The sequence below is a fragment of the Actinosynnema sp. NPDC091369 genome, from assembly GCF_044757065.1.
GTDB lineage: Bacteria > Actinomycetota > Actinomycetes > Mycobacteriales > Pseudonocardiaceae > Actinosynnema.
On the sequence record NZ_JBIVUG010000002.1, the window covers coordinates 547192 to 570576 of the forward strand.

20 protein-coding genes are annotated in these 23385 nt (G+C 74.0%); 11 read left to right on the forward strand and 9 right to left on the reverse strand.

Going from position 1 to position 23385, the window contains the following annotated elements; translation table 11 throughout:
- The first annotated feature begins 127 nt into the window (after window positions 1-127).
- Both ACIQMJ_RS10680 and ACIQMJ_RS10685 read left to right on the forward strand, forming a co-directional pair.
- The gene (locus ACIQMJ_RS10680; protein ID WP_499760708.1) at window positions 128-4537 is read left to right on the forward strand and encodes an nSTAND1 domain-containing NTPase; all 4410 of its coding nucleotides are present in this window, start codon (window positions 128-130) and stop codon (window positions 4535-4537) included.
- A gap of 4 nt (window positions 4538-4541) precedes the next feature.
- Complete coding sequence (locus ACIQMJ_RS10685) at window positions 4542-5357, forward strand: hypothetical protein (RefSeq protein ID WP_499760709.1); 816 nt, start codon at window positions 4542-4544, stop codon at window positions 5355-5357.
- On the opposite strand, the gene ACIQMJ_RS10690 is transcribed toward ACIQMJ_RS10685, so the two are convergent.
- Both ACIQMJ_RS10690 and ACIQMJ_RS10695 read right to left on the reverse strand, forming a co-directional pair.
- On the reverse strand, window positions 5351-6658 hold the full coding sequence (locus ACIQMJ_RS10690; RefSeq protein WP_499760710.1) for a hypothetical protein: 1308 nt from the start codon (window positions 6656-6658) through the stop codon (window positions 5351-5353). The genes ACIQMJ_RS10685 and ACIQMJ_RS10690 overlap by 7 nt on opposite strands.
- Window positions 6659-6689: 31 nt before the next feature.
- Window positions 6690-6893 carry a hypothetical protein gene (locus ACIQMJ_RS10695; RefSeq protein WP_499760711.1) on the reverse strand — a complete coding sequence of 68 codons (204 nt, stop codon included), beginning with the start codon at window positions 6891-6893 and terminating at the stop codon, window positions 6690-6692.
- 121 nt (window positions 6894-7014) lie between these two features.
- Here ACIQMJ_RS10695 and ACIQMJ_RS10700 point away from each other — a divergent pair, with 121 nt between their 5' ends.
- Window positions 7015-7473 (forward strand): YkvA family protein, encoded by a 459-nt coding sequence (locus ACIQMJ_RS10700; protein WP_499760712.1) that lies wholly within the window; start codon window positions 7015-7017, stop codon window positions 7471-7473.
- A 4-nt stretch (window positions 7474-7477) separates the two neighbouring features.
- Here the strand turns inward: ACIQMJ_RS10700 and ACIQMJ_RS10705 are convergent, their stop codons facing one another.
- Window positions 7478-8179 (reverse strand): lysophospholipid acyltransferase family protein, encoded by a 702-nt coding sequence (locus ACIQMJ_RS10705; protein WP_499761061.1) that lies wholly within the window; start codon window positions 8177-8179, stop codon window positions 7478-7480.
- 110 nt (window positions 8180-8289) lie between these two features.
- On the opposite strand from ACIQMJ_RS10705, the gene ACIQMJ_RS10710 reads away from it, so the two are divergent.
- The 4 genes from ACIQMJ_RS10710 to ACIQMJ_RS10725 are packed head-to-tail and all read left to right on the forward strand — an operon-like array spanning window position 8290 to window position 12207.
- On the forward strand, window positions 8290-9480 hold the full coding sequence (locus ACIQMJ_RS10710) for a PP2C family protein-serine/threonine phosphatase (RefSeq protein ID WP_499760713.1): 1191 nt from the start codon (window positions 8290-8292) through the stop codon (window positions 9478-9480).
- Complete coding sequence (locus tag ACIQMJ_RS10715; protein WP_499760714.1) at window positions 9480-10973, forward strand: sensor histidine kinase; 1494 nt, start codon at window positions 9480-9482, stop codon at window positions 10971-10973. The genes ACIQMJ_RS10710 and ACIQMJ_RS10715 overlap by 1 nt, the downstream gene beginning before the upstream one ends.
- Window positions 10970-11407, forward strand: coding sequence for a response regulator (locus ACIQMJ_RS10720; protein WP_499760715.1), 438 nt, complete (start codon window positions 10970-10972; stop codon window positions 11405-11407). Before ACIQMJ_RS10715 ends, ACIQMJ_RS10720 begins: the two co-directional genes overlap by 4 nt.
- 44 nt (window positions 11408-11451) lie before the next feature.
- Window positions 11452-12207, forward strand: coding sequence for an alpha/beta fold hydrolase (locus ACIQMJ_RS10725; RefSeq protein WP_499760716.1), 756 nt, complete (start codon window positions 11452-11454; stop codon window positions 12205-12207).
- On the opposite strand, the gene ACIQMJ_RS10730 is transcribed toward ACIQMJ_RS10725, so the two are convergent.
- From ACIQMJ_RS10730 to ACIQMJ_RS10750, 5 genes are all read right to left on the reverse strand, one after another.
- A complete protein-coding gene (locus tag ACIQMJ_RS10730; protein WP_499760717.1) occupies window positions 12200-13201 on the reverse strand; it encodes an MBL fold metallo-hydrolase in 1002 nt (333 codons plus the stop codon). The two genes, ACIQMJ_RS10725 and ACIQMJ_RS10730, sit on opposite strands and share 8 nt — an antisense overlap.
- A 9-nt stretch (window positions 13202-13210) precedes the next feature.
- Window positions 13211-14485, reverse strand: a complete 1275-nt coding sequence (locus ACIQMJ_RS10735; RefSeq protein WP_499760718.1) for a glycosyltransferase 87 family protein — start codon at window positions 14483-14485, stop codon at window positions 13211-13213.
- The gene (locus ACIQMJ_RS10740; protein WP_499760719.1) at window positions 14475-15716 is read right to left on the reverse strand and encodes a mannosyltransferase; all 1242 of its coding nucleotides are present in this window, start codon (window positions 15714-15716) and stop codon (window positions 14475-14477) included. Before ACIQMJ_RS10740 ends, ACIQMJ_RS10735 begins: the two co-directional genes overlap by 11 nt.
- A complete protein-coding gene (gene mptB / locus ACIQMJ_RS10745; RefSeq protein ID WP_499760720.1) occupies window positions 15709-17394 on the reverse strand; it encodes a polyprenol phosphomannose-dependent alpha 1,6 mannosyltransferase MptB in 1686 nt (561 codons plus the stop codon). The genes ACIQMJ_RS10740 and mptB overlap by 8 nt, the downstream gene beginning before the upstream one ends.
- A 229-nt stretch (window positions 17395-17623) precedes the next feature.
- Window positions 17624-17893, reverse strand: coding sequence for a GNAT family N-acetyltransferase (locus ACIQMJ_RS10750; protein ID WP_499760721.1), 270 nt, complete (start codon window positions 17891-17893; stop codon window positions 17624-17626).
- 63 nt (window positions 17894-17956) lie between these two features.
- Between ACIQMJ_RS10750 and ACIQMJ_RS10755 the strand changes: the two genes are divergently transcribed.
- Window positions 17957-18979 (forward strand): LLM class flavin-dependent oxidoreductase, encoded by a 1023-nt coding sequence (locus ACIQMJ_RS10755; protein ID WP_499760722.1) that lies wholly within the window; start codon window positions 17957-17959, stop codon window positions 18977-18979.
- A 357-nt stretch (window positions 18980-19336) separates the two neighbouring features.
- Window positions 19337-19501, forward strand: a complete 165-nt coding sequence (locus ACIQMJ_RS10760) for a hypothetical protein (RefSeq protein ID WP_499760723.1) — start codon at window positions 19337-19339, stop codon at window positions 19499-19501.
- 153 nt (window positions 19502-19654) lie between these two features.
- Here ACIQMJ_RS10760 and ACIQMJ_RS10765 read toward each other — a convergent pair whose 3' ends face one another.
- Window positions 19655-21646, reverse strand: coding sequence for a UvrD-helicase domain-containing protein (locus ACIQMJ_RS10765; RefSeq protein ID WP_499760724.1), 1992 nt, complete (start codon window positions 21644-21646; stop codon window positions 19655-19657).
- A 138-nt stretch (window positions 21647-21784) separates the two neighbouring features.
- On the opposite strand from ACIQMJ_RS10765, the gene ACIQMJ_RS10770 reads away from it, so the two are divergent.
- The gene (locus tag ACIQMJ_RS10770; protein ID WP_499760725.1) at window positions 21785-22555 is read left to right on the forward strand and encodes a carbon-nitrogen hydrolase family protein; all 771 of its coding nucleotides are present in this window, start codon (window positions 21785-21787) and stop codon (window positions 22553-22555) included.
- A 2-nt stretch (window positions 22556-22557) separates the two neighbouring features.
- On the forward strand, window positions 22558-23385 hold the full coding sequence (locus ACIQMJ_RS10775; RefSeq protein ID WP_499760726.1) for an SDR family NAD(P)-dependent oxidoreductase: 828 nt from the start codon (window positions 22558-22560) through the stop codon (window positions 23383-23385).

Sequence of the window (23385 nt, forward strand, 5' to 3'; positions counted from 1 at the left end):
ATCCGCCGGAAAGGACCGCGGGCCGCGGGCGGGTTCCCACACCCCGCCCGCGGCCCGCGGTGCGAACCCGGCCGACCGCCGAGCCCGGCCCAGTAAGGTGCTGGACGGCCGAGGTGAGGGGGCTGTCATGGAGGCGGCGTCGGGCTTAGCGAACTTCGGGCGCTACGAAGTCCTCGACCTGCTCGGGCAGGGCGGCATGGGCGTCGTGCACCGCGCCCGCGACACCGTCAACGACCGGGTCGTCGCCCTCAAGCGCCTCTCCCCCTCCGCGACCGACCACCAGTACCGCGCGCGGTTCCAGCGCGAGTCGCGCATCGCCGCCGCGCTGAGCCACCCCCACGTGATCCCGGTCCACGACTTCGGCGAGGTCGACGGCCACCTGTTCCTCGACATGATGCTGGTCGAGGGCACGGACCTGCGCCGCGCGCTGGGCACGGGCGGGATGGACCCGGTGCGGGCGCTGGACCTCCTCGAGCAGGTCGCCTCCGCGCTGGACGCCGCCCACGCGCACGGCCTGGTCCACCGGGACGTCAAGCCGTCCAACATCCTGATCGCCGCCGACGACCACGCCTACCTGGCCGACTTCGGCATCGCCCGGGAGACCTCGCCCGAGGCCACCGCCCTGACCCGGTCCGGCGACCTCGTCGGCTCGTGGGACTACCTCGCGCCGGAACGCCTGTCCGGTGGCCCGGTCGACGGCCGCGCGGACCAGTACTCGTTGGCGTGCGTGCTGTTCGAGTGCCTCACCGGCCGGCTGCCGCACCCCGCCGCCGACCCGGCCGCCAAGGTCGCCGCGCACCTGCTGCAACCGCCGCCCGCGCCGTCGGTGTTCAGCCCCACCATCACCCCGGAGCTGGACGCCGTGGTGCTGCGCGGCCTGGCGAAGGACCCGGCCCGGCGGTTCGAGTCCGCGACGGCGCTGATCGCGGCGGCGCGGGCCGCCGCGTTCGCCGGGGACACCGCGCGGGCCGCCGCGCCCACGTCGCCCGGTCCGGGCGACGACCAGGGCCGGCTGGTGCGGGCGATCCTGCGCTCCACCACCAGGCCCCCGCACGCGCACCCCCGGCCGCCCGCCGGCCCGTACCCCGGTCTGAGCGGCTTCGAGCAGGCCGACGCGGCGCTGTTCCACGGCCGCGCGCACGTCGTCACCGAACTGCTGGTCCGGCTGGCCGAACAGGTGCGCGGTGGCGAGCCCGTGGTGCTGGTCGGCGCTTCGGGCGCGGGCAAGTCGTCCGTGCTGAAGGCCGGCCTGCTGCCCGCCCTGGCCGGCGCCGACGACGACACGTGGCCGCAGGTCGTGCTGACGCCGGGTGTGGACCCGGTCGGCAACCTCGCCGCCGCGATGGCCGCGCGCACCGCCGTCGACGCTGCGGAGTGGGCGCGGGTGATCCGGGAGTCACCGCTGCGGTTCGGCGAGCGGTGCGAGGGCACGACCCGGCCGGTGATCGTGGTCGACCAGTTCGAAGAGGTCTTCAACGCGCCCGAGGCGGACCGGCTGGCGTTCACCGCCGCGCTGACCGCGGCACGGCCGGCGCTCGTCGTGCTGGCCGTGCGGGCCGACCTGGTCGACCGGTGCATCGAGCTGGCGCCGCTGCGGCCCGCGCTGGCCGCGCCCGTGCTGCTGGGCCCGCTGGACGCGACCGGGCTGCGGCAGGCGATCGTCAGCCCCGCCCAGGACTTCGGGGTGGAGGTCGAACCGGGCCTGCCCGAGCGGATGATCGCCGACCTGGGCGTGCGCGGCGAGATCGGCTACGACCCCGGCGCGCTGCCCCGGCTGGCGCACGCGCTGCGCGAGTCGTGGCTGCACCGCGACGGCCCGGTGCTGACGCTGGCCGCCTACCGCCGCGCGGGCGGCATCGACGGCGCGGTGTCGCGCACCGCCGAGGAGATCCACGCCGCGCTCGACCCGGCGGGGCGGCAGGCGTTGCGGGCGATCCTGCTGCGGCTGGTCGCGGTGCTGGACGACGGCGCGGTGGTCCGCCGGCGGGTCGACCCGGCGGAGTTCGCCGCGCAGCGGCACGTGCTGGACCGGCTGATCGCGGCCCGGCTGGTCACCGCGGACGGGTCGGGCGCGCGGCTGAGCCACGAGGCGCTGTTCACCGCGTGGCCCCGCCTGCGGGACTGGATCGAGGAGGACCGCGCGGGACTGGTGCAGCACCGCCGGTTCACCGACTCGGTGCGGGCGTGGGCGGAGTCCGGGCGGCACGACGACGACCTGTACCGGGGCGTGCGGTTGGCGTCGCTGACCGCGTGGCTGGACTCCGCGCGGGACCGGGTGCGGTTGCAGCCGGTGGAGCGGGAGTTCCTGGCCCGGTCGACGGCCGCCGAGCACGCGGGCCAGGTCGCGGCGCGGCGGCGCACGAACCGGTTGCGCGGCCTCGCGGTCGCGTTGAGCGCGCTGCTCGTGGTCGCGTCGGTCGCGGTCGTCGTGGCGACCCGGTCCCAGCGGACGGCGCAGGCCGAGCGGGACCGGGCCGACACCGGGCGGCAGCAGAACCTGTCGCGGCAGTTGGCGGCGGAGGCGGCGCTGGCCCGGACGGTGAACCCGCGGCGGGCCGCGCTGGCCGCGCTCGGCGCGTGGCAGGCGAGCCCGACCGTCGAGGGCCGCAGCGCGCTGCTGTCCGCGATCACCGACGCCTACCGCGGCCGGATGACGGGGCACGTCGGCGCGATCAACGCGCTCGCGGTCAGCGGTGACGGCTCGGTCGCCGTGTCCGGGGGCCGCGACGGCACGCTGCGGCTCTGGGACCTGCCCTCCCGCCGCGAAGCGGCCGTGCTGGACGACAAGGGCAGTTGGTACCGCACGGCGGTGATGAGCACCGACGGCCGGCTGCTCGCGACGGCCGACGCGCTCTCCGCGAAGGTCGAGCTGTGGGACGTGCCGGCGCGCAAGCGGGTGTTCACCGTGCCGGGCGAAGCGGTCGACGCGGCGCTCACGCCGGACGGCCGCGCGCTGGCCGCCTACACCGATCGCGGCGTGGTGGTGTGGGAGACGGCGGGGTTCACCGAGCAGGCCGTGTTCACCGCCGAACCGTCGATCCGGATGGTGATCTCCCCGGACGCGAAGCTGGTCGCGGCCACTGCGGGCGACGACGTGCACGTGTACCGGGTGGGCGACGGCACGCGGGTCGCCACCCTGACCGGGCACACCGCCGAGGTGCAGTCGATCGCGTTCGCGCCCGACGGCGGGCTGCTGGCCGGCACCGGGTTGGACGCGACGATCCGGTTGTGGGACACCGCGACCTGGACCACGCGCACCGTGTTCGAGCCGCCCGAGACGGGGATGAGCTCGGTCGCGTTCACGCCGTCCGGCTCGGCCGTGGTGGCGGGCGCGGTGGGGACGAGCGTCTACTCGTGGGACCTGGCGACCGGGGACGTGATCACCCAGTACGCGACCGGGTCGGTGACCACGTTCGCCCTGGCCATGGCCGCCGACGGGCACACCCTGCTCAGCTCCGACTCCACCGGCGCGATCACCGTGTGGTCCTACCAGGGCACCACCCTGGGCCCGCGTGACGCCGTCCTGCTCGGCACGGCGTTCCAGCCCGGCGGCAGGCTGCTGGCCACCACCAGCGGCAACGGCATGGTGCGGTTGTGGGACCACCGCGCAGGGCGGCTGGTGCACGAGGTGAAGGGCCACGACGACGACGTGTACGACGTGGCGTTCAGCCCGGACGGCGCCGAGCTGGCCACCGTGGCCGAGGACGGCACGCTCGTGGTGTGGACCGCGGCGACGGGCGCGCGGGCGCGGCGGGTCGCCCGGCCCGGCACCGAGTTCACCGCGGTGCGGTTCAGCCCGGACGGCCGCACGATCGCCGTCGCCGGCCGCAACCCGACCGGGACGAAGGGCGACCGCGACGAGGTGCTCCTGTTCGACGCCGCGGACCTGGAGCTGGTGCACCGCCGCGAGACGGCCGGGGAACCGCGCAACACCCCGGTCAACGGGGTCGAGCCGAACTACCCGACCGGTCTGGCGTTCCACCCGGACGGCCGCACGCTCGCGGTGGCGCTGGCGGGCGGCCGGATCGGGCTGTGGGACCTGGCGGACCCCGGCGCGCCGTGGACCCTCCTGCCCGGCCACGACGGCATCGCGACGCACGCCGAGTTCAGCCCGGACGGCTCGGTGCTGGCCACCGGCGGCGGCGACCGGCTGGTGCGGCTGTGGCGGACCGGGGACCGCGCCGCGATCGGCACGCTCACCGGCCACGACGTGCCGGTGCGGCAGGTGGCGTGGAGCCCGGACGGCCGGACGCTGGCCACCGCGAGCCGGGACAGCGTGGTGCGGGTGTGGGACGTCCGGGAGGCGCGGCAACTGGCGCGGCTGGACCGGCACGGCGGCGACCTCAACGACGTCGCGTTCGACCCGGCCGGCGGGCGCGTCGCGTCGGTCGGCGTCGACGGCACCGCCCGCCTGTGGGACCTCGAACCCGACCACGCGGTCGAGGTGCTGTGCGGCGCGCTCGACCGGGAGTCGCTGGCCGACGAGTGGCGCGAGCTGGGGCCGGACCGGGGCGACCCGCCCGGCTGCCCGGAGTAGCGCCGTGCCGAGGGTGGTGGTGCGCGGCGCGGGCCTGGCCTCGGTGGTGCTGGGGCCGGGCGAGTCGTTGCTGTTCGGCCGCGCGCCGCACGCCGTGGTCGGCCCGACCCGGCCGGGACGGGTGGTGGTGGCGCTGCCGGACTGCGCGCCGCACGTGTCGCGGCTCGTCGGCGAGCTGGCGGTCGGCGCGGACGTGGTGTCGCTGACGTGGCTCGGCGCGGGCGAGGCGCAGCTGTCCAGCCTGTTCGACGCGCCGGGCGGCGCACGGCGGGTGATCCTGACCCGGTCGGCGTCGGCGTTGCTGGACGCCGGGGAGAACCAGCTGGTGCTGCTGCTGGGCCGCACCGGCGCGGGCGACGGGTTCGCCGACCTCCAGCTCACCGTCGACGTGGAGCACGCGGCCGCGGCCCCGGAGGTGCCGTCCGGGGCGGGCGGCGACGACACCCGGACCGGTCCGGGGCTGGTGCGCGGCGGGCGGGACTGGTTCGTCGCGCTGGCGCTGTGCGAGCCGTGGCTGGTCGGCGCGGACGACTACCCCCGGCCGCCGTCGAACCGGGAGATCTTCGAACGGGTCCGCGAGTGGCACGGCTACGCGTGGAACCTGCACCGGCCGCAACGGGTGGACGACGCGATCCGGGCGATCTCCGCGATCGCGTTCGGCGCGGCGGACGACCCGTTCCGGTCACCGCACGCGGGCCGGTTGCAGAACACGCGGTTCGCGGTCGCCCGCCGTGCCGCGGAGGTGCGCCTGGTGACCGCCGCGGACCTGGCAGAGGTGCAACGCGCCGCCAAGGCCCGCAACGCCTCGCCGCCTCAGTGACCGGGCGCGCCCGAGCCGGGCGGTGACGGCAGCCGCACGCCGGCCGGCACGTTCACCGTGCCGCCGGAGAACGTCGCGCCGTCGAAGAGCACCTGTCCGCCGGCGACCGTCGCGTCCGCGAAGTCCACCGTGCCACCGGAGAACGTGACGTCGCGGAAGTCGACCTCGCCACCCGAGATCACCGCCCCGCCGAAGTCGACGTGCCCGCCGGAGATCGTGGCGGTCGCGAAGTGCAGGTCACCGCCGGAGATCACCGCGCCGCCGAAGTCGATCCCCCCGCCCGAGATCAGCCCACCCGCGAAGTGGACTTGGCCGCCGGAGACCGTCACGTCCCCGAAGTAGCACCGCCCGCCGCTGACCGCGACGTGCCCGAAGTCGACCTCGCCGCCGGAGATCGTCGCGCCGTCGAAGTCCACCTCGCCCGCGGACACCGACGAGCCGCCGAAGTCGAGGTGCCCGGCGGAGACCGCCGCGCCCTTGAAGTCGATCTCCCCGCCGGCCACGGTCACGTCCGTGAAGCCCACGTACCCGCCGGCGAACGTCGCGCCGTCGAAGATCAGCCGGGTGTCCGGCCCGACCCGGATGCCGCTCAGGTCGCCGCCGTCGAACGTGGCGCCGGTGAAGTCGAACGTGCGCCCGTGCCACGGCACCTGCGCGTCGGGCCGCAGGTGCGCGGCGATGACGCGGATGACGGTGTGGCGGACCTGCTGCTCCTCGCGCGGGTCCTCGGCCGCAGCGGCGGAAGGTGCCGGGACGCGGGTGACGGGACGGGGTTTGCGCAGCCCGAGTCCCCGGTTGCCGGGTGTCGGCGCCGCCGAGGCGGGCGGGTCGCACGGCATCCTGAGGTAGGCGCACAGGACGTCGACGCACATCTGCCGGTGGTCGTCCCAGTCGTCGGCGAGGGCGGCCATGGCGTAGATCCCGGCGAGGCGGACGGCGGCCTGGGACGAACCGATCAGCTCCGATGCCTTGCAGAAGCGGTCGGTGTGCGCCTTGGTGTCCTCACGGCGCTCCGCGGCCTCGCCGAGCCGCTGCTTGCGGTACGCGACGGTCAGCGCGATGACACCGCCGATGCCGCCGACGACCGTCAGCGCGATCTTGAGCCCGTCGAACTTCTCCTGGCTGGTCGCGGGTCCGGAGTTCGCCGGGCGCAGGGTCGGTTGCCCCAGCAGCAGCCACAGCACCCACGCGGTCAGCGCGGCCACCGCGACGCCCAGGACCAGCCACAGCGCGATGTGCGCGGCGAAGGGCAACCGCAGCGCCGGTCCGCGCCGCGGCGGCTTGCGTCGGACGGCGGTCACAGCGCGCATCGGTCCTCACCGGGTTGCTCGGTCACGGCCCCGGCGGCACGGCAGGCCCGCCCCCGTCCCGCACGATCGTCACGGTATCGCCCCGCGCCGACGGGCCGAACGCCGGCGTCAACGAGGTCGAGGACACCGCGACGCCGTCCTTCGGTCCGATGTGGACGCTGTGGCTCGCCGTCGCCACGTGCCCGTCCGGCCGGACCACGGCGCCGGTGATCGGGGTTTCGGACACGGCGCGACCGTGGTTGAGCGAAGCCCTCGCGCCGCGCCCCGCTCGACGCGGAGCGCTTCCGCGCCGTGACCCGGCGTGCGCTCCGCCCGCACGAGCACCCCGCCGCCACTACCATGGACGTGTGATCTTCCTCAGCGTGGTCTTCACCCTGCTCGGGCTGAGCACGCTGCTGTGGCGCGACGACGACCTGATCGGCCTGCCTCCCGCGGTCGCCGGCGGTGGCCTGGTCGTGCTCGGCGTGGCGGCCGGCGTGCTGTGGGTCGTGCGCCGGCGGCGTCGCTGGGAGCGCAACGGCGAGCCCCGCCCGGTCGGCAACGTCGTCGACCGGGCCAAGGCCCTGCCCCGGCTGCTGCGCGAGCGCAAGACCTACGGCCTGCCCACCTCCACCCTGGCCACGTGGGCGTTCGCCGTGGTCTACCTGGTCTCCCCGGTCGACCTGCTGCCCGAGCTGCTGCCGCTGATCGGCGTCACCGACGACGCGGGCGTGGCCGTGTGGCTGCTCACCAGCGTCTCCACCGTCACCGGCCAGTACCTGCGGTGGGAGCGCGAGCGCTCGGGCAAGGCCGGGAAGACCCGCTGACGCGTCACCGCACGCCGGGGTGCGGCAGCTCGCGCACGTCGGTGAGCAGCGCGGTCACCGCGCCCATGATCCGCGCGGTCGCCTCGTCCAGCACCGCCTTGGTCGGCTCCAGCCCGTACAGGTCGGACAGGTCGACCTCCGTGCCCGCCACCACGGTCACCTTCCGCCACGGCCGCGGCAGGAACTTCCCCGGCGGCAGCAGCTCCCGGGTGCCCCACTGCGCCACCGGCACGACGGGCGTGCGGGTGGTCAGCGCCAGCCGCGCGACGCCGTTCTTGCCGCGCATGGGCCAGCCGTCGGGGTCGTTGGTGAAGGTACCTTCGGGGTAGACGATCACGCACTCGCCCGCGTCCAGCGACGTGCGCGCGCTGTCCAGCGCCTTGCCGGCCCGCACGCTGTCGCGGTCGACCGGGATGTGCCGGCCCGACGCCATCACCCACCCGATGACCGGCGCCCGCCACAGGCTCGCCTTGGCCAGGTACCGCGGCACCCGGCCCGACGCCAGCGCGAACGCGGTCAACGTCACCGGGTCGGCGAACGACAGGTGGTTGGACGCGAGCAGCACCGCACCCTCCCGGGGGATGTTCGTCCGGCCCGCCATCCGCATCCGCACGAACAGCACCACCAGCGGCCACAGCAGGTCGATCGCCACGGAGTACCAGAAACCGCGGCCCCGCCGGGGCAAGCGGGTCGTCAGCGCCACCATCTGGGAGAACGTCACGCCAGGATCTTCGGTCATGCCCCGCGGGGCCGTCACCGCGCCCCACCGCACCGCCGTCGCCCCGCCCTGATCGAGTTCGACTAATCTCCTCCCCCGTGGCAGGGCTACCCCCACCGCGGGCCGCGGTGAACCGGATCAACGTGCTCCTCGTCGAGGACGACGAGGGCGACGCCGTGCTGGTCGAAGCCCTGCTGGACGAGGGGGAGGCGGACGTCGCCCTGCACCGGGCGCGGACCCTGCGGGAAGCCGAGGGCCTGCTGGCCGGGGCGGACTGCGTGCTGCTCGACCTCGGCCTGCCCGACACGACCGGCCTCGACGGCCTGACCAGGCTGCTCGCCAACCCGGCACCGGTCGCGATCATCGTGCTCACCGGCCTCAACGACGAGCACCAGGGCACCCAGGCGGTGGCCCAGGGCGCGGAGGACTACCTGGTCAAGGGCCAGGTGGACGGCGTGGGCCTGGCCCGCAGCATCCGGTACGCGGTCGGCCGCAAGCGGGTCGAGGAGACCCAGCGCCAACTGCGCGACGAGCAGCTGCTCGCGGCGGAGAAGACCCGCCTGGAACGCGGCCTGCTGCCGTCGCCGATCATGCACGGCGACGACATCCACTGGGAGGTCAGCTACCGGCCCGGCGGCAGCCGGATGCAGCTCGGCGGCGACTTCTACGACGTGGTCCGCACCGCCGACGGCACGCTGCAACTGCTGATCGGCGACGTGTGCGGGCACGGCCCGGACGAGGCCGCGATCGGCGTGCTGCTGCGCATCGCGTGGCGGGCGCTGGTGCTGGCCGACCAGGAGCCGTCGCGGGTGCTGCGCACGCTGCACCAGATCCTCGAGCACGAGCGCCACCAGCCCGGCCTGTTCACCACCGCGTGCATGGTCACGATCTCGCCGGACCGCCGGTGGGCGCGGGTGTACCTGGCCGGCCACCCCGAACCGATGCTGCTGGTCGGCGACCGGGTGGTGGAGCTGCCCCGCGACCGGGCCGGGCTGCCGCTCGGCGTGCTGCCCGACAGCACGTGGAGCGGCCTGGACGTGCCGCTGCCGCCGGGCTGGTCGATGCTGCTCTACACCGACGGCCTGGTCGAGGGCCGGGTGCACGGCGACACCGAGCGGTTGGGCTCGGAACGGCTGATCGGGCTCATCGGCGAGATCACCCGGACCAGACCCGAGTGGGCGCGCACACCGAAGACGCTGCTCAACGACCTGATCAGCCGGGTCAAGGAACTCAACGGCGGGGAGCTGGACGACGACATGGCCGTGCTGCTGATCTCGGACCGCGCCTGATGGACTACCGCACCCGCTGGCCCGCGAGCCGGCTGCTGGCCGCGGCCGTCGCGACCCTGATCCTCGTGTGCGCGGGCTCCATCGGCAGCCTGGGCGTGTCCATGACCGGTCTCACGAAGGCACGCTGGCTGCTGCTGGACCAGATCCTGCCCGCCGAGAACCTGGTCCGCGAGGTCGACACCGCGCTGATCGACCAGGAGAGCGGCGTGCGCGGGTACGTGCTCACCGCGAACGAGGACTTCCTCACCCCCTACACCGACGGGCAGCGGGTCGAGGAGCGGGACATCGACTCCGCCCGGCAGCTGCTCGCCCCGGTGCGGCCCGATCTCGTGGACGACCTGGACGAGCTGGCCCGGCTGGCCGCCGACTGGCGGCAGAGCTACGCCGAGCCGCTGATCGAGCAGGTGCGGCGCTCCGGGGTGCCGCAGACGAGCCTGGCCGACGCGGGCCGCGGCAAGGAGCTGTTCGACCGGGTCCGGGCGTCGGCCGACGCGCTGGGCGACCGGCTGGAGCAGGCGGCCGGCGACGCGCGGCGCGAGCTGGACCGGGTCGCGGCGCGGCAGCTGTGGCTGCTCGGCGGCCTCGGCCTGCTGCTCGTGCTGATCATCGCCGGGGTGGCGGTGATGCTGTACCGGATCGTCATCGCGCCGCTGAGCGGGCTGGCCGCGGACGTGCGGCAGGTGTCGTCGGGCGACTACGCGCACCCGGTCGAGGCCGGCGGGCCGCGCGAGACGGTGATGCTCGGCGACGACGTCGAGGCCATGCGCGTGCGCATCCTCTCCGACCTTGAGGACCTTCGGCGGTCCAACTCCGAGCTGGAGCAGTTCGCCTACGTCGCCTCGCACGACCTCCAGGAGCCGCTGCGCAAGGTGGCGAGCTTCTGCCAGCTGCTGGAGCGGCGCTACTCCGGCCAGCTCGACGAGCGCGGCGAGCAGTACCTGAAGTTCGCCGTCGACGGCGCGAAGCGGATGCAGGTGCTGATCAACGACCTGCTGGCGTTCTCCCGGGTGGGCCGCATCACCCGCGAGCAGACCCTGGTGGACTGCGACGAGCTGGTCGCCCAGGTGCTGGACAACTACTCCGAGGTGATCGAGCGGACCGGCGCCACCGTCGAGGTCGCCGACCTGCCGACGGTGCGCGGCGAGGAGTCGCTGCTGGGCGGTGTGTTCGGCAACCTGGTCAGCAACGCGCTGAAGTTCCACGGCGAGCAGGCGCCCCACGTGCGGGTGGACGTGGAGCGGACGGGGGAATTCTGGACGTTCACGGTGAGCGACAACGGGATCGGGATCGACACCGAGTACGCTGAACGGATCTTCGTGATCTTCCAGCGCCTGCACCACAAGGACGACTACCCCGGGACCGGCATCGGGCTGGCCATGTGCCGGAAGATCATCGAGTACCACGGTGGCACGATCTGGCTGGACACCAGCGGGACCGGCCCCGGCACCACCTTCAAGTTCACGCTGCCGGCAGTAGAGGACGACGAGCAATGAGCAACCCGCTGAACGTGATCGACGTCCTGCTGGTGGAAGACGACCCCGGCGACGCGTTGATGACGCAGGAGGCGTTCGAGCACCACAAGATCCGCAACCAGCTGCACGTGGTGCGCGACGGCGTGGAGGCGCTGGAGTTCCTGCGCCGCGAGGGCCAGTACGAGGACGCGCCGCGGCCGGGGCTGATCCTGCTCGACCTCAACCTGCCGAAGATGGACGGCCGGGAGGTGCTGGCCGAGATCAAGGCGGACGAGACGCTGCGGCCCATCCCGGTGGTGGTGCTCACCACGTCGGAGGCGGAGGAGGACATCCTGCGCAGCTACAACCTGCACGCCAACGCCTACGTCACCAAGCCGGTCGACTTCGACCGGTTCATCGAGGTCGTGCGGCAGATCGACGACTTCTTCGTGACCGTGGTGAAGCTGCCCCGCTAGACCGGCCGGGTGTACCGTCCAGGTCCCCGCGCGGAGGAGTCTTGATGAGCACGGTGACCTCGAAGGACGGCACGACCATCGGGTACTCGCGGGTCGGCGGGGGCCCGGCCGTGGTGCTGGTGGACGCCGCGTGCTGCTTCCGGGGCGGTGGTCCGATGCCCGCGGTCGCCGAGGCGCTGACCGGCTACACGGCCTACACCTACGACCGGCGCGGCCGGGGCGAGAGCACCGACCGGGGCCCGTACGCGATCGAGCGCGAGGTGGAGGACCTGGCGGCGGTCGTGGAGGCGGCGGGCGGCTCGGCGTTCGTGCACGGGTTCTCCTCCGGCGCGGTGCTGGCCCTGCACGCGGCGGCGGCCGGGGTGCCGATCCGGGCGTTGACGCTGCTGGAGCCGCCGCTGTCGTTCGAGGAGCCGACCGGGCCCGACCCGCGCGAGGAGATCGACGCCCTGGTGGCCGCCGGTCGCCGCGGTGACGCGGTGATCCGGTTCCAGGTCGCGTGCGGCGTACCGGAGGAGTTCACCGCCGGCATCCGGCAGTCACCGGGCTGGCCCGCGCTGGAGGCGATGGCCCACACCACCTCCTACGACCTGACCATCACCGGCACTCCCCCGGACCTCGCCTCGGTCACCGCGCCGGCGCTCGTGCTGGACAGCAGGGGCAGCGACGAGCGGCTGCGCGGGTGGGCCGACGGCGTGGCCGAACGCCTGCCGAACGCCCGCCGCCGCACCCTGGACGGCGACTGGCACGGCGTCGCGCCCGACGTGCTCGCCGCCGCCCTGGCCGAGCACTTCAGCTGACCGAGTACGCCACCACGCCGTCGTCGGCCGCGGTGGCCGTCAGCAGACCCCGGTGCACCAGCACGTCGAGGTGCGCGGCCGTCTCACCGGTGGCCAGCACCTGGTTGAACAGGTCGAGGTCGGCGAAGGACCGGTTGCGGCGCGTCCAGCCCAGCTTGCGCGCGGTCTCGAACGCGGTGCCGGTGCCCGCGCGCACGGCGTCCAGCGTGGCCGTCAGGCGGTCTTCGTGGTGCGCGAGCAGCGCGTCCACCCTGGCGTGGCTCGACTCGGTGACGGGGCCGTGGGCGGGCAGCAACCGCAGGTCCGGGAACTCGCGCACCAGGCGCAGCGAGTCCAGGTAGTCGCCCAGCGGCAGCGCGGGCCGGGCGGGCTCGAAGCCGATCGACGGGGTGATGTGCGGCAGCACGTGGTCGCCCGCGAACAGCAGCGACGAGTCGACGTCCACGAAGACGACGTGGCCGCGCGTGTGGCCGGGCGTCGGCAGCACCCGCAGCACCCGCTTCTCCAGCGCCAGCTCGGAGTCGTGGAGCCACTCGTCGGGCTCCTCGTAGTCGCGCAGCTCGGCCTCCTCGACCGACTCCACCACGACGCGCCACCGCTCGGCCAGGTGCGGCGCGCCCCACGTGGTCAGGTCGCGGTAGCCGTCGCGGCGGCGGCCGATGACCTTGGCCAGCGACGGCTGCTCACCCGCGCCCAGCGCGATCTTCGTGCCGAACCGGCGGCGCAGCGCGACCGCCATCGTGTAGTGGTCGCGGTGAACGTGGGTGACCAGGAAGCGGCGGACGTCCTCGAAACCGCGTCCCAGAGCGCCCAGCGCCGACTCCAGCGCCGTCTCGCCGGCCTCCAGCGCCCAGCCGGAGTCGATCAGGACGAGGCCGTCGCCGTCCTCGATCGCGTACACGTTGACGGTGTGCAGCCCGTCGTTCGGCAGGGGCAGCGGAATCCGGTGCACACCGGGCGCGACCTCGAAGACTCCGGGTTCGGTCCACTCCATCCCCGGATACTACTTGCCGGTAACCTCGGCTTGGCCGGTCCGGGTCGCGCCGGCGGGCTCGCGCCCGGCCGCCGCCTGCACCACGAACGGCACCACCACCAGCGTGAGCAGCGCCAACGCCGGGTACGCCCAGCCGATCGCGGACAGCCACCCCGGCCTCGGGATCGTCCAGATCGTGGGCTGCCGGTCGAGCTGGAAGGCGATCACGTCCCAGAACATGACCGGGCACCACAGCACCAGCAGCACGCCCTTGGCCCACGGCGCGATCCGGGTGTGCACGAGCCAGATCAGCAGCGGCGCGATCCACACCCAGTGGTGGTCCCACGAGATCGGCGAGAGCAGCAGCCCCAGCACTTGCACGACCAGCACGCCGATCAGCACGTCGCCCGCGCGCACCGCCGCCCGCAGCGCGAACCCCGCGAGCACGACCGACACGACCACCGCGAGCACCCACGGCCACGTCATCTCGACGTCGTAGCCCAACGTCCGCGACAACGCGCCGCGCAACGACTGGTTGTGCGCGGTGGCGATCGGACCGACCCGGTCGGCCGCGCCGAGCAGCTCGAACCAGTAGTGCCTGGCCTGCGCCGGGTCCGCCAGGAAGCCCAGCCCGACGCTGACCGCGAACGCCACGACCGACCACACCGCCGCCGCGAACCGGCGCGTGGCCAGGAAGTACAGCCCGGAGATCGCGGGCACGAGCTTCACGCCCGCCGCCAACCCGATCCCGGTGCCCGCGAGCCGCGAGTCCCGGGCCGTCATCGCACCCAGCACCACCGCCGCCAGCAGCAGGTTGACCTGCCCGAAGTCGAAGGTGTGCACCACGGGCTGCAACCACAGCAGCACGGCCGTCCACAGCAGCGCCCGACGCCGCCACAGCGCCGCGTCCGCCGTCCAGCCCTCCCCCGCCACCAGGCGCAGCGCGACCCGCACCATCCAGTACAGGCACAGCCCCGACAGCAGCCGCAGCACCCACTGCGCGGCGACCCACGGCAGCCACGTCATCGGCAGGAACACCAGCGCGCCGAACGGCGGGTAGGTGAACGGCAGCGGGAAGTCCGGCGGCGAGTTCGGCGAGGTCACGTCGTAGAGGTCGCCGGAGAGCACGTGCGGCGCGAGCGCCCAGTACACGTACAGGTCGATCGTCTCGTTGCCGAACCCGGTGACGATCGTCCAGGTGCGGCCCAGGACCGACACCACCAGCAGCACCGGCGCGGCGACCAGCAGCCACCGCTCCGCGTTGCCCAGCAGGCGCACGACGGGCGACGACGGTTCAGGGGACACTGGGCTCGGCCTTCGACGTCGTGGTGAGCGGCGCGCCGGCCTGCTCGCGGCCCTCGGCGCGCACCGCCGCCGGCATCACCGCGAGGGTCAGCAGCCCCAGCAGCGGGTAGCACCAGCCGAGCGCGGCCAGCGGCCACGGCCGGGGGATCTCCCAGATGGTCGGCTGCTGGTCGATCAGGAACGTGATCAGGTCCGCGCCGGTCACCACGACCCACGCGGCGGCGACGGCGAGCACGGGCCACGTGCGGCGCGCGCCGTGGACGGCCCACAGCACCAGCGGGATCACCCACACCCAGTGGTGGCTCCACGAGATCGGGGAGAGCAGCAGCCCGAACAGCTGCACGGCGACCACCGTGGCCAGCGTGTCCCCAGCGCGCACGGCGACCCGCAGCGCGAACCCGGTCAGCACCGCCGACACCGCCACCGCGAGCAGCCACGGCCACGTCATCCCGACGTCGTGGCCCAGCGTCCGCGACAGCGCGCCGCGCAGCGACTGGTTGATCGCCGACCCCACCGGGCCGACCCGGTCGGCCGCGCCGAGCAGCTCGAACCAGTAGCGCCACGAGTCCGACGCGGAGGCGGCGAACCCGACGGCCACGGTGAACGCGAAGCCGACCGCCGTCCACAGCGCGGCCTTGAACCGGCGCGTCACCAGGAAGTACAGCACCGAGATCGCCGGGGTCAGCTTCAGGCCCGCCGCGACACCGACGCCGAACCCCGCCACCAGGTGCCGGGTGGCGACCACGGCGGCGAACGTGCCGGCGATCAGCACCAGGTTGATCTGCCCGAAGTCGAGGGTCTTGCGCACCGGCTCGCACCACAGCGCCAGCGCCGTCCACAGCAGCGCGCGGCGCGACCACGTGCCGTCGAACCGCTGCCCGGACCTGGCCGCGACCAGCGCCAGCGCCGTGCGCACCAGCCACCAGAGGCACACCAGCGACAGCACCTGCCACACGACCCGCGCGGCCACCCACGGCAGCCACGACAGCGGCAGGAACACCACGGCCGCGAACGGCGGGTAGGTGAACGGCAGCGGGAAGTCGGCCGTGAACGGCATGTCGATCGTGTAGAGCTGGTCGGTCAGCAGGTTCGGCGCGAGGGTCCAGTAGACCTTGAGGTCGATCATGCCCCAGCCGGTCGGCGCGCCGAGCCGCCAGAGGTACCAGCCCAGCGACAGGCACAACACCAGCGGCGCGAACCTCAGCACCCGCTGTTCGAACCGCTCAACCACCCGTGCTCCCGCGCTGCTTCCCGGACGCGTCCTGCTCGTCCGTCACGTCGTCGTCCTCGGCCTGCGGCACCGGCCCGGCCTCGGGCGGCGCCTGCTCGACGACCCGCGTCGGCCGATCGGCCTCGTTCACCCGCGCCTTCAGCTCCTTGACCAGCGACCACACCGGTCGCCGCTCCAGGAGGGCGCGGCCCACCCACACGCCGACGAGGACGGTGACGGCCAGGTAGGACCACCAGATGACGGGGTTCGCCGAACCATAGTGCCACCGGGCGACGATCGTGCCGTCGGGGAGCGTGACGAGGACCATCCACACCGAGAAGCCGGCCGCGGCGGCGAGCCACCTGTCCTTCCAGGCGAACGCGGCGGCGAGCGCCAAGGCCCAGGTGAAGTACCACGGCAGCACCGACGGCGCGAGCACGGACGCGGCGAGCAGGGCGATGGCGGCGCGGCGCACGGCGTCCACGCCGCCCGCCCGCGCGAGCCACCACTGGCGGACGAGCACGGCGGCCAGCACGAACACGCCGGCCGACCGGAAGAAGCCGAGGAAGCCCTCGTAGGTGGCGCCCGGCACGTGCCGCCCGACCGAGTGGTACAGCAGCTCGGCGACGGCGCAGGGCAGCGACATCCAGGTCAGCAGCGGCGTCTGGCTCTGCAGCACGTTGATCCAGCCGAGGTCGACCCCGGCGACGACCGTGGACAGCGCGAAGACACCCGCGAACGCGACGCCGCCCACGGCGCACGCCTGGAAGAACCGCTGCCGGGCCGGGCCGGACAGCCGCGCCACCCACACCCACACCAGGAACGGCACCACCAGGACGGCGGTCGCCTTCACCGCGGCCGCCAGCGCGATCACCGCGATGCCGCGCACGTGCTTGCCGTCCAGCACCAGCAGCACGCCGACCGCCATCAGGCCGACCATCAGGATGTCGTTGTGCGCGCCGCCGATGCCGACGGCGAGCACGAACGGGTTCGCCACGGTCAGCCACAGCGCGATCGACGTGCGCCCGCCCAGGTGCCGGGCCAGGCCGGGCATCGCCCACGCGAGCAGCACCAGCCCGCCGAGCACGGCGAGTCGCATGAGGACCGCGCCGATGATCACGTTGTCGCCCGTGATCGCGACCGTGTACTTGGCCAGCATGAGGAACAGCGGACCGTACGGCGACGGTGTGTCCTGCCACAGCGAGGCCACGTTCCCGCCCAGCGGCAGGGGCAGCACGGACGCGCCGGTCGTGTACGGGTCGTACCCGCGCAGCAGGACCGCGCCCTGCGCCAGGTAGCTGTAGACGTCGCGGCTGTACAGCGGCGGCGCGATGATCATGGGTGCGGTCCAGGCGGCGGCGGCCAGCACCACGCCGCGCCCGCCGACCTCGCCCGCGCGCACCATCCGGCCCAGCCGCACCCACGAGTAGACCAGCAGCGCCACGCCGGCGAACACCACGGCGGTGGCGAGGTCGCGGCCGTGGCCGTACCGCACCGCGTTGAGGATCGTGCCGCTGAGCAGCGGGTCGCGCCGCAGCACCGAGCCGGCGCCGATGCCGCCGACCGTGATCAGCAGCCCGCCGAGCGCGCCGAGCCGCAACACCCCCGGGGGAACCTGCCGGAGAACCGTCGCCCACGTGCCGGCCTGCCGAGCCGGGCCGTCCGTCCGCGCGCCACTTCCGCTCACCTCAGCGGTCACAGCCAGGCCCACCTCATCGGTCTCGTGTTCGGTCCTCGTCCCCGTCGACCGTGTCTGCTGCCGACGACATCACCATCATGGCGGGGATCAGAGACGAATGAGGCCACGATCAGCAATGTTGACACGATCAGCTACCACTGTTGACCAAAAGCCGCCTACTTAGCCGTGTTGTTACCCCGCTTTGTGACGATTCACACGGACGGGCAACCCCGGCGGTGCGCGGGGATCGTCAGCCGGTCGCGAGCTCGGGGTGCTTCTCCAGGTAGCCGCGCACGAACGGGCACCGCGCCACGACGGTCAGGCCCTTCGCGCGCACGTCCTCCAGCGCGTGCCGGACCAGGGTGCTGCCCAGCCCCTTGCCCTCGATCGCGACCTCGGTGTGGGTGAACGTGACCACGCCGTCGGCGGAGGTGTACTCGGCGAAGCCGCCCAGCTCGCCGTCCAGGCGCACCTCGTAGCGGGACTGCTCGGGGTTGTCGGACACGAACGCTGAGGTCACCGCTGCTCCTCCGGGGTCGGGCTGGGCGCGTGCCACGGTAGTCGCAGCGTGCAAGATTGTCTGATGGACGTGTATCTGCTGATCCTGGGCGACCACCTGCCCAACCCGTACACGGGTCGGGAGGTCACCGAGTGCGACCGGCTGCGGGCCGTGGTGGAGCAGGCCGTCGTGGCGGAGGAGGCCGGTTTCGCCGGGGTGGCGATCGGCGAGCACCACTTCACCCGGTACATCGTGTCCGCGCCGGAGCTGCTGCTGGCGACCATCGCGGAGCGCACGTCGACGTTGCGGCTGTCCACGGGCGTGACGCTGCTCGCGCACCACGACCCGGTGCGGGTGGCGGAGAACCTGGCCACGCTCGACGTGCTGTCGCGGGGTCGGGCGGAGCTGATCGTGGCGCGGGGTGTGTCGCAGCGCACGGACGTGGCGTTCGGGGTGCAGGACGACCTGCGGGCGCGGTTCGACGAGAACCTGCGGCTGCTGCTGCGGCTGCTGGAGGAGCGGCACGTCACCTGGGAGGGCAAGTACCGCACCCCGCTGGTGGACGTCACGACGAGGCCGCGCCCGGTGCAGCAGCCGCGCCCGTCGGTGTGGATGGGCAGTGGGTCGGCGGTGTCGGCGGACCTGGCGGTGGAGCTGGGGCTGCCGCTGATGCTGCCCAGCACGTTGCGCGACCCGAGCACGCACCGGCCGGTGGTGGAGCGCTACCGGGCGGCGATGGGCGGGCGCGGGCGGGTGGCGCTGCCCAGTCACGTGTTCGTCGCGCCGACGTCGGCGGAGGCGCGTGCGGTGTGGCGGCCCCACCTGGCGGCGTACGCGGAGTTCGCCGACCCGTGGCGCGGTGACGGTGGCGTCGACGTGGACGTGCTGATGGAGGGCGCGGCGGTGTGCGGTGACCCGGCCGAGGTGACCGGGCGGCTGAACCGGTTGACCGAGCTGCTGCACCTGGACGCGCAACTGGTGATGGTCGACATAGGGGGTCTCCCCCACCACGCCGTGCTGGACGCGATCCGCCTGTTCGGCCGGGAGGTCCTGCCGAACCTGACCCCGGCGCCGGCCCGCGTCACCGACCCGCCGCGCGCCTGCTGAGCGCAATTCGGCGGTGACGCGCCGCGCTCGCTCGGACACAACGCGCTGCCCGGTGCCGCGGCACCCCCTTCCGTGCGGCCGGCGCGGTCGTGCCGGAAATCCCCGGCACGACCCGCCGCGGACCGGCTGCCAGGCGGTTTGCCGAGCCTCTTCCGACTGGCACGCGCGCACATCACGGTGTCGCGAGCGAACCGGAGAACGATATCGCGCCGCATTTCCCGGCCGATGACGAACAGTGGTCGCCCATTCCGCCCGACAGCTATCCCGGGTGTCCCGAACAATGGCGGCAACGGATTGTTCCGGCCATATACGTAGAACTCGCGCGTTCTGGGTACACCGGCGGGGAAGGAGGTCACCATGGTTCAGCCCCAACCGCCCGACCCGAGGCCCGTGCCCGTGCCGGAGCCGGTGCCCCAGCCGCCTCGCGAGCCGTCGCCCGCCACGGAGCCGCCGATCCCGCCCACGCCCGAGCCACCGGCGCCCAACAAGCCCGCGCCGAACGAGCAGCCGCCCAACCGGTGACGGTTCGAGGGGCGCGCGTGGCCGTGCACCCAGGCGATCAGGGCGCGCGGTTCGCGGCGCGGTGCTCCCGCCGGCGGGAGAGCCCCGCACAACCGGCGGCCTGATCGGGGTGCGCCGGGGACGCGGCAGCCCGCGTCCCCGGCGCACGGGCGTTCAGCGGCGCACGACGACCAGCCGCCGGGTGGCGCGGGTCAGGGCGACGTACCGCTCCGCCGGTGACATGCGCTCGGGGTCGACCACCACGACCGTGTCGAACTCCAGCCCCTTGGCCGCGCGGGGCGTGAGCGGGCCGGTCGGTGTGATCACCGCGAACGTGCCGGTGTCCGGGCGGAACGACTCCGGGTCGGCGCCGACGACCTCCAGCGGTGGCTCGCCGTGCCGCACGGACGTCGGCGGCACGGCGGTCGGGTCCACCTCGGCCAGCGCGCCGGCCGCGTAGGCCATGATCTCGGCGGGCGTGCGGTAGTTGACCGTGAGGCCGCGGTGCTGCCAGCGGTCGCCCGCCAGCGGTCGCAGCACCGTGCGCCAGTCGCGGGCGCCCGCCGCGGATTGCCGCTGGGCCAGGTCGCCGACGATCGTCATGGACCGGTTCGGCCCGCGCCGGGCCAGCACCCGCCAGTCCATCTCGGACAACTCCTGCGCCTCGTCCACCACGATGTGGCCGTAGGTCCACTCGCGGTCGACGGCGGCGCGCTCGGCGAGCACCCGGTGGTCGGGGGCGGTGTGGCGGTCGGCCAGCCACTCGGCGTGGACCAGGTCGACGGCCCGCAGGTCCTCCTCGTACATCTCGGCGTCGGAGTCGATGACGTGCAGCACGCCCTGCGCGTACTCCACGGCCCGCCTGCGCTCCTCGGCCGCGCGGCGCTCGGCCGTGCCGTCGGAACCCAGCAGCTCGGCGGCCTCGTCCAGCAGCGGCACGTCCGAGACCGTCCACGCGGTCGGGTCGTCCCGGTGCAGTTCCGGGTGGCCGAGGGCGAAGCACCGACCCGCGTAGAGGTCGGCCAGCAGCTCCTGCGGGGTGAGCAGCGGCCACAGCGCGTCGACCGCCCGGCGCACGTCCGGGTGCCCGGTGAGCTCGCGGCGCACGTCGGCCGCCAGCTCCGGCCAGTCCAGGCCGATGAGGTCCAGCGCGGGCGCGACCAGGGCGTCCACCAGGGCCCGCTCGAACACGGGCCGGGCCTCGTTGTGCGGCAGCCCGGCGTCCCGCGCCCGCTGCCTGGCCCGGGCGGCGATCGCGGCGGTCACCGGGACCGTGACGTCCTCCAGCTCGACCCCGATCGGGTCGGCGGGCAGCTCCTGCCGGTCCGCGACGGCCTCCGCCAGCAGGTCCAGCGCCGACAGACCACCCTTGAGCGCCTGCACCTCCGGGGTGTCCTCGCGCTCGGTCCGCACGCCGGGGAACAGCTCGCCCGGCGTGGCGAACACGACGTCGGTCTCACCCAGGGACGGCAGCACGTCGCCGATGTACTCCAGGAACCCGGGGTTCGGGCCGACGACGAGCACGCCCTGGCGGGACAGCCGCTCACGCTGCGTGTAGAGCAGGTAGGCCACGCGGTGCAGCGCGACCGCGGTCTTGCCGGTGCCCGGACCGCCCTCGATCACCACCACGCCCCGGTGCGGCAGGCGGATCACCTCGTCCTGCTCGGCCTGGATGGTGGCCACGATGTCGCGCATGGTGTCCGAACGCGGTGCTTCCAACGCGTCCAGCAGCGCTTTCGAGGTGAGCTGGAGTTCGTCGTCGTGGAAGCTCTCCAAGAGCCTCCCCCGGGTCCGGAAATGGCGGCGCAGCGTCACGCCCTCCGGGTTCGCGGCGGTCGCCGTGTAGAACGGGCGGGCGGCCGGAGCGCGCCAGTCGGTCAGCAGCGGTTCGTAATCGTGTTCGGCGTCGAACAAGCCGACGCGGCCGACGTAGACGCGATCGCCGTGGACGTCGATGCGGCCGAAGCACAGGTTCTCGCCGGCCAGGCTCAAGCGGCTGACCTGCTCGGACAGCGTCCGCACGGCTACTTCGCGGTGCCAGCGCTGCTCGTGGCCGTCCTTGAGCGCGGCGTCGAGCCCGGCCTGGGCGGCGGCCCGCTCCACCGCCAGCCGGTCGTGCAGGAAGGCGATCCGCCGTTGTTCCGCGGACAATTCCCCGGTTGTCACGCTTGCCCCCTGTGATATACTGGGATCAGCTTCATTCCGCCATTCATCGGCGAAATCAACCTTCAGGTGTACCACATTCCCCGGCCCTTTTCACCGGACCGGCTCCGCATCGCCCGATCGCGTGAAATGATCCCCGTCGTGGAATCCGACGAGTTGGTGGTCGCCGTCGCGCAGCACGCGCCCGTGCCCGGTGACGTCGCGGAGAACGCGCGCCGCGCCGCCGCGGCGGTGGCCGACGCGGCGGACGCGGACCTGCTGCTGTTCCCCCTGCTGTCGTTGACCGGCTACGACCTGCGCCGCCTCGCCGAGCCGGCGGCCTGGGCGACCCCGGACGACCCGCGGCTGGACGTGGTGCGCGAGGCGAGCCGGGCCCACGGCGTGACGACGGTCGTCGGGGCCGCCTGGTCCGCGCCGGACGGCCGCCGGTTGCTCGCCTCGGTGGCGCTGTGCCCGGACGGCGGGGTCGAGGTCGCCGGCAAGCAGTACCTCAGCCGCGCCGAGCGGGACCTGTTCGAGCCGGGCGAACCCGCGCCCCTGCTGGACGTGCGGGGCTGGCGGGTCGCGCTGGCCGTGTGCTTCGACGCCGCGGCACCCGAGCACGCCCTGGAGATGGCGCGGCGCGGCGCGGACGTCTACGCGGTGTCCGCGCTCTACACCGACGGCCAGGAGCGGCGGCTGGACGTGCACCCCGCGGCCCGCGCGATGGACCACCGGATGTACGCGCTGGTGGCGAACCTGGCGGGCGCGGGGCCGGGGTGGCGGTCGTGCGGCGGCAGCGGGGTGTGGCACCCGGACGGGCGGCGGCTGGTCGAAGCCGGCGCGGGTCCGCGGGTGGTGACGGCACGGCTGGAGCGCGCCGAGCTCGACCGGCTGCGCGCGGCGGACGCCACGGCGGGGTACCGGGGGTAGGCGTGGGCGACCTGGACGGCAAGGCCGTGATCGTGACCGGTGCCGGTCGCGGGTTGGGCGAGGCGTACGCGCGGCACGCGGCCGCGGCGGGCGCGCGGGTCGTGGTGAACGACGTCGAGGGCGCGGAACGGGTCGCGGCCTCGATCGCGGACGCGGGCGGCGAGGCGGTGGCGCACACCGGGTCGGTGGCCGACCCGGCGACCGCGACGGCGCTCGTGGAGCTGTGCGCGTCGGCGTTCGGGCAGGTCGACGGCCTGGTGAACAACGCGGGCATCACCCACTTCGGCGACCCGTGGGACGACGAGCCGGACGTGCTGCGCTCCGTGGTCGAGGTGAACGTGCTCGGTACGATGTACTGCGGCACCGCGGCGGCGAAGGTGCTGCGCGGCGGGTCGATCGTGAACGTCGTGTCCGGCGCGATGCTGGGCCGCGCGAACGCGGCGGCCTACTCGGCGTCGAAGGGCGCGGTCGCCTCGCTGACCTTGTCGTGGGCGGGCGCCCTGGCCGCGCGCGGCGTCCGCGTGAACGCCGTCGCGCCGCTCGCGTGGACCCCGATGATGGACCACGACCCGCGCGCCGACGAGATCAGCTCTCCCGACCAGACCCCGGACCGGATGGCCCCTCTGGTGACGTACCTGCTCAGCGACCGTTCCGCGCACGTCACCAGCCGGCTGATCCGCTTCCTGCCGGACAAGCTGCACGTGATCTCCCAGTACGCGGTCAAGCAGCCGGTCCTGACCCGCGAGTCGTGGGACGTGGACGCCATCGCCGCCGCGTTCTCCTCGGACCTGACCGCCGAACCCCCGGGCCCGGCCCGCTGGCGGGTGTGA

Coding starts and splice junctions, on each gene's coding strand:
- ACIQMJ_RS10725 (WP_499760716.1), top strand. CDS start 11,452: ATGAGCACGGTGACCTCGAAGGACGGCACGACCATCGGGTACTCGCGG.
- ACIQMJ_RS10720 (WP_499760715.1), top strand. CDS start 10,970: ATGAGCAACCCGCTGAACGTGATCGACGTCCTGCTGGTGGAAGACGAC.
- ACIQMJ_RS10755 (WP_499760722.1), top strand. CDS start 17,957: ATGGACGTGTATCTGCTGATCCTGGGCGACCACCTGCCCAACCCGTAC.
- ACIQMJ_RS10680 (WP_499760708.1), top strand. CDS start 128: ATGGAGGCGGCGTCGGGCTTAGCGAACTTCGGGCGCTACGAAGTCCTC.
- ACIQMJ_RS10715 (WP_499760714.1), top strand. CDS start 9,480: ATGGACTACCGCACCCGCTGGCCCGCGAGCCGGCTGCTGGCCGCGGCC.
- ACIQMJ_RS10760 (WP_499760723.1), top strand. CDS start 19,337: ATGGTTCAGCCCCAACCGCCCGACCCGAGGCCCGTGCCCGTGCCGGAG.
- ACIQMJ_RS10705 (WP_499761061.1), bottom strand. CDS start 8,179: ATGGTGGCGCTGACGACCCGCTTGCCCCGGCGGGGCCGCGGTTTCTGG.
- ACIQMJ_RS10730 (WP_499760717.1), bottom strand. CDS start 13,201: ATGGAGTGGACCGAACCCGGAGTCTTCGAGGTCGCGCCCGGTGTGCAC.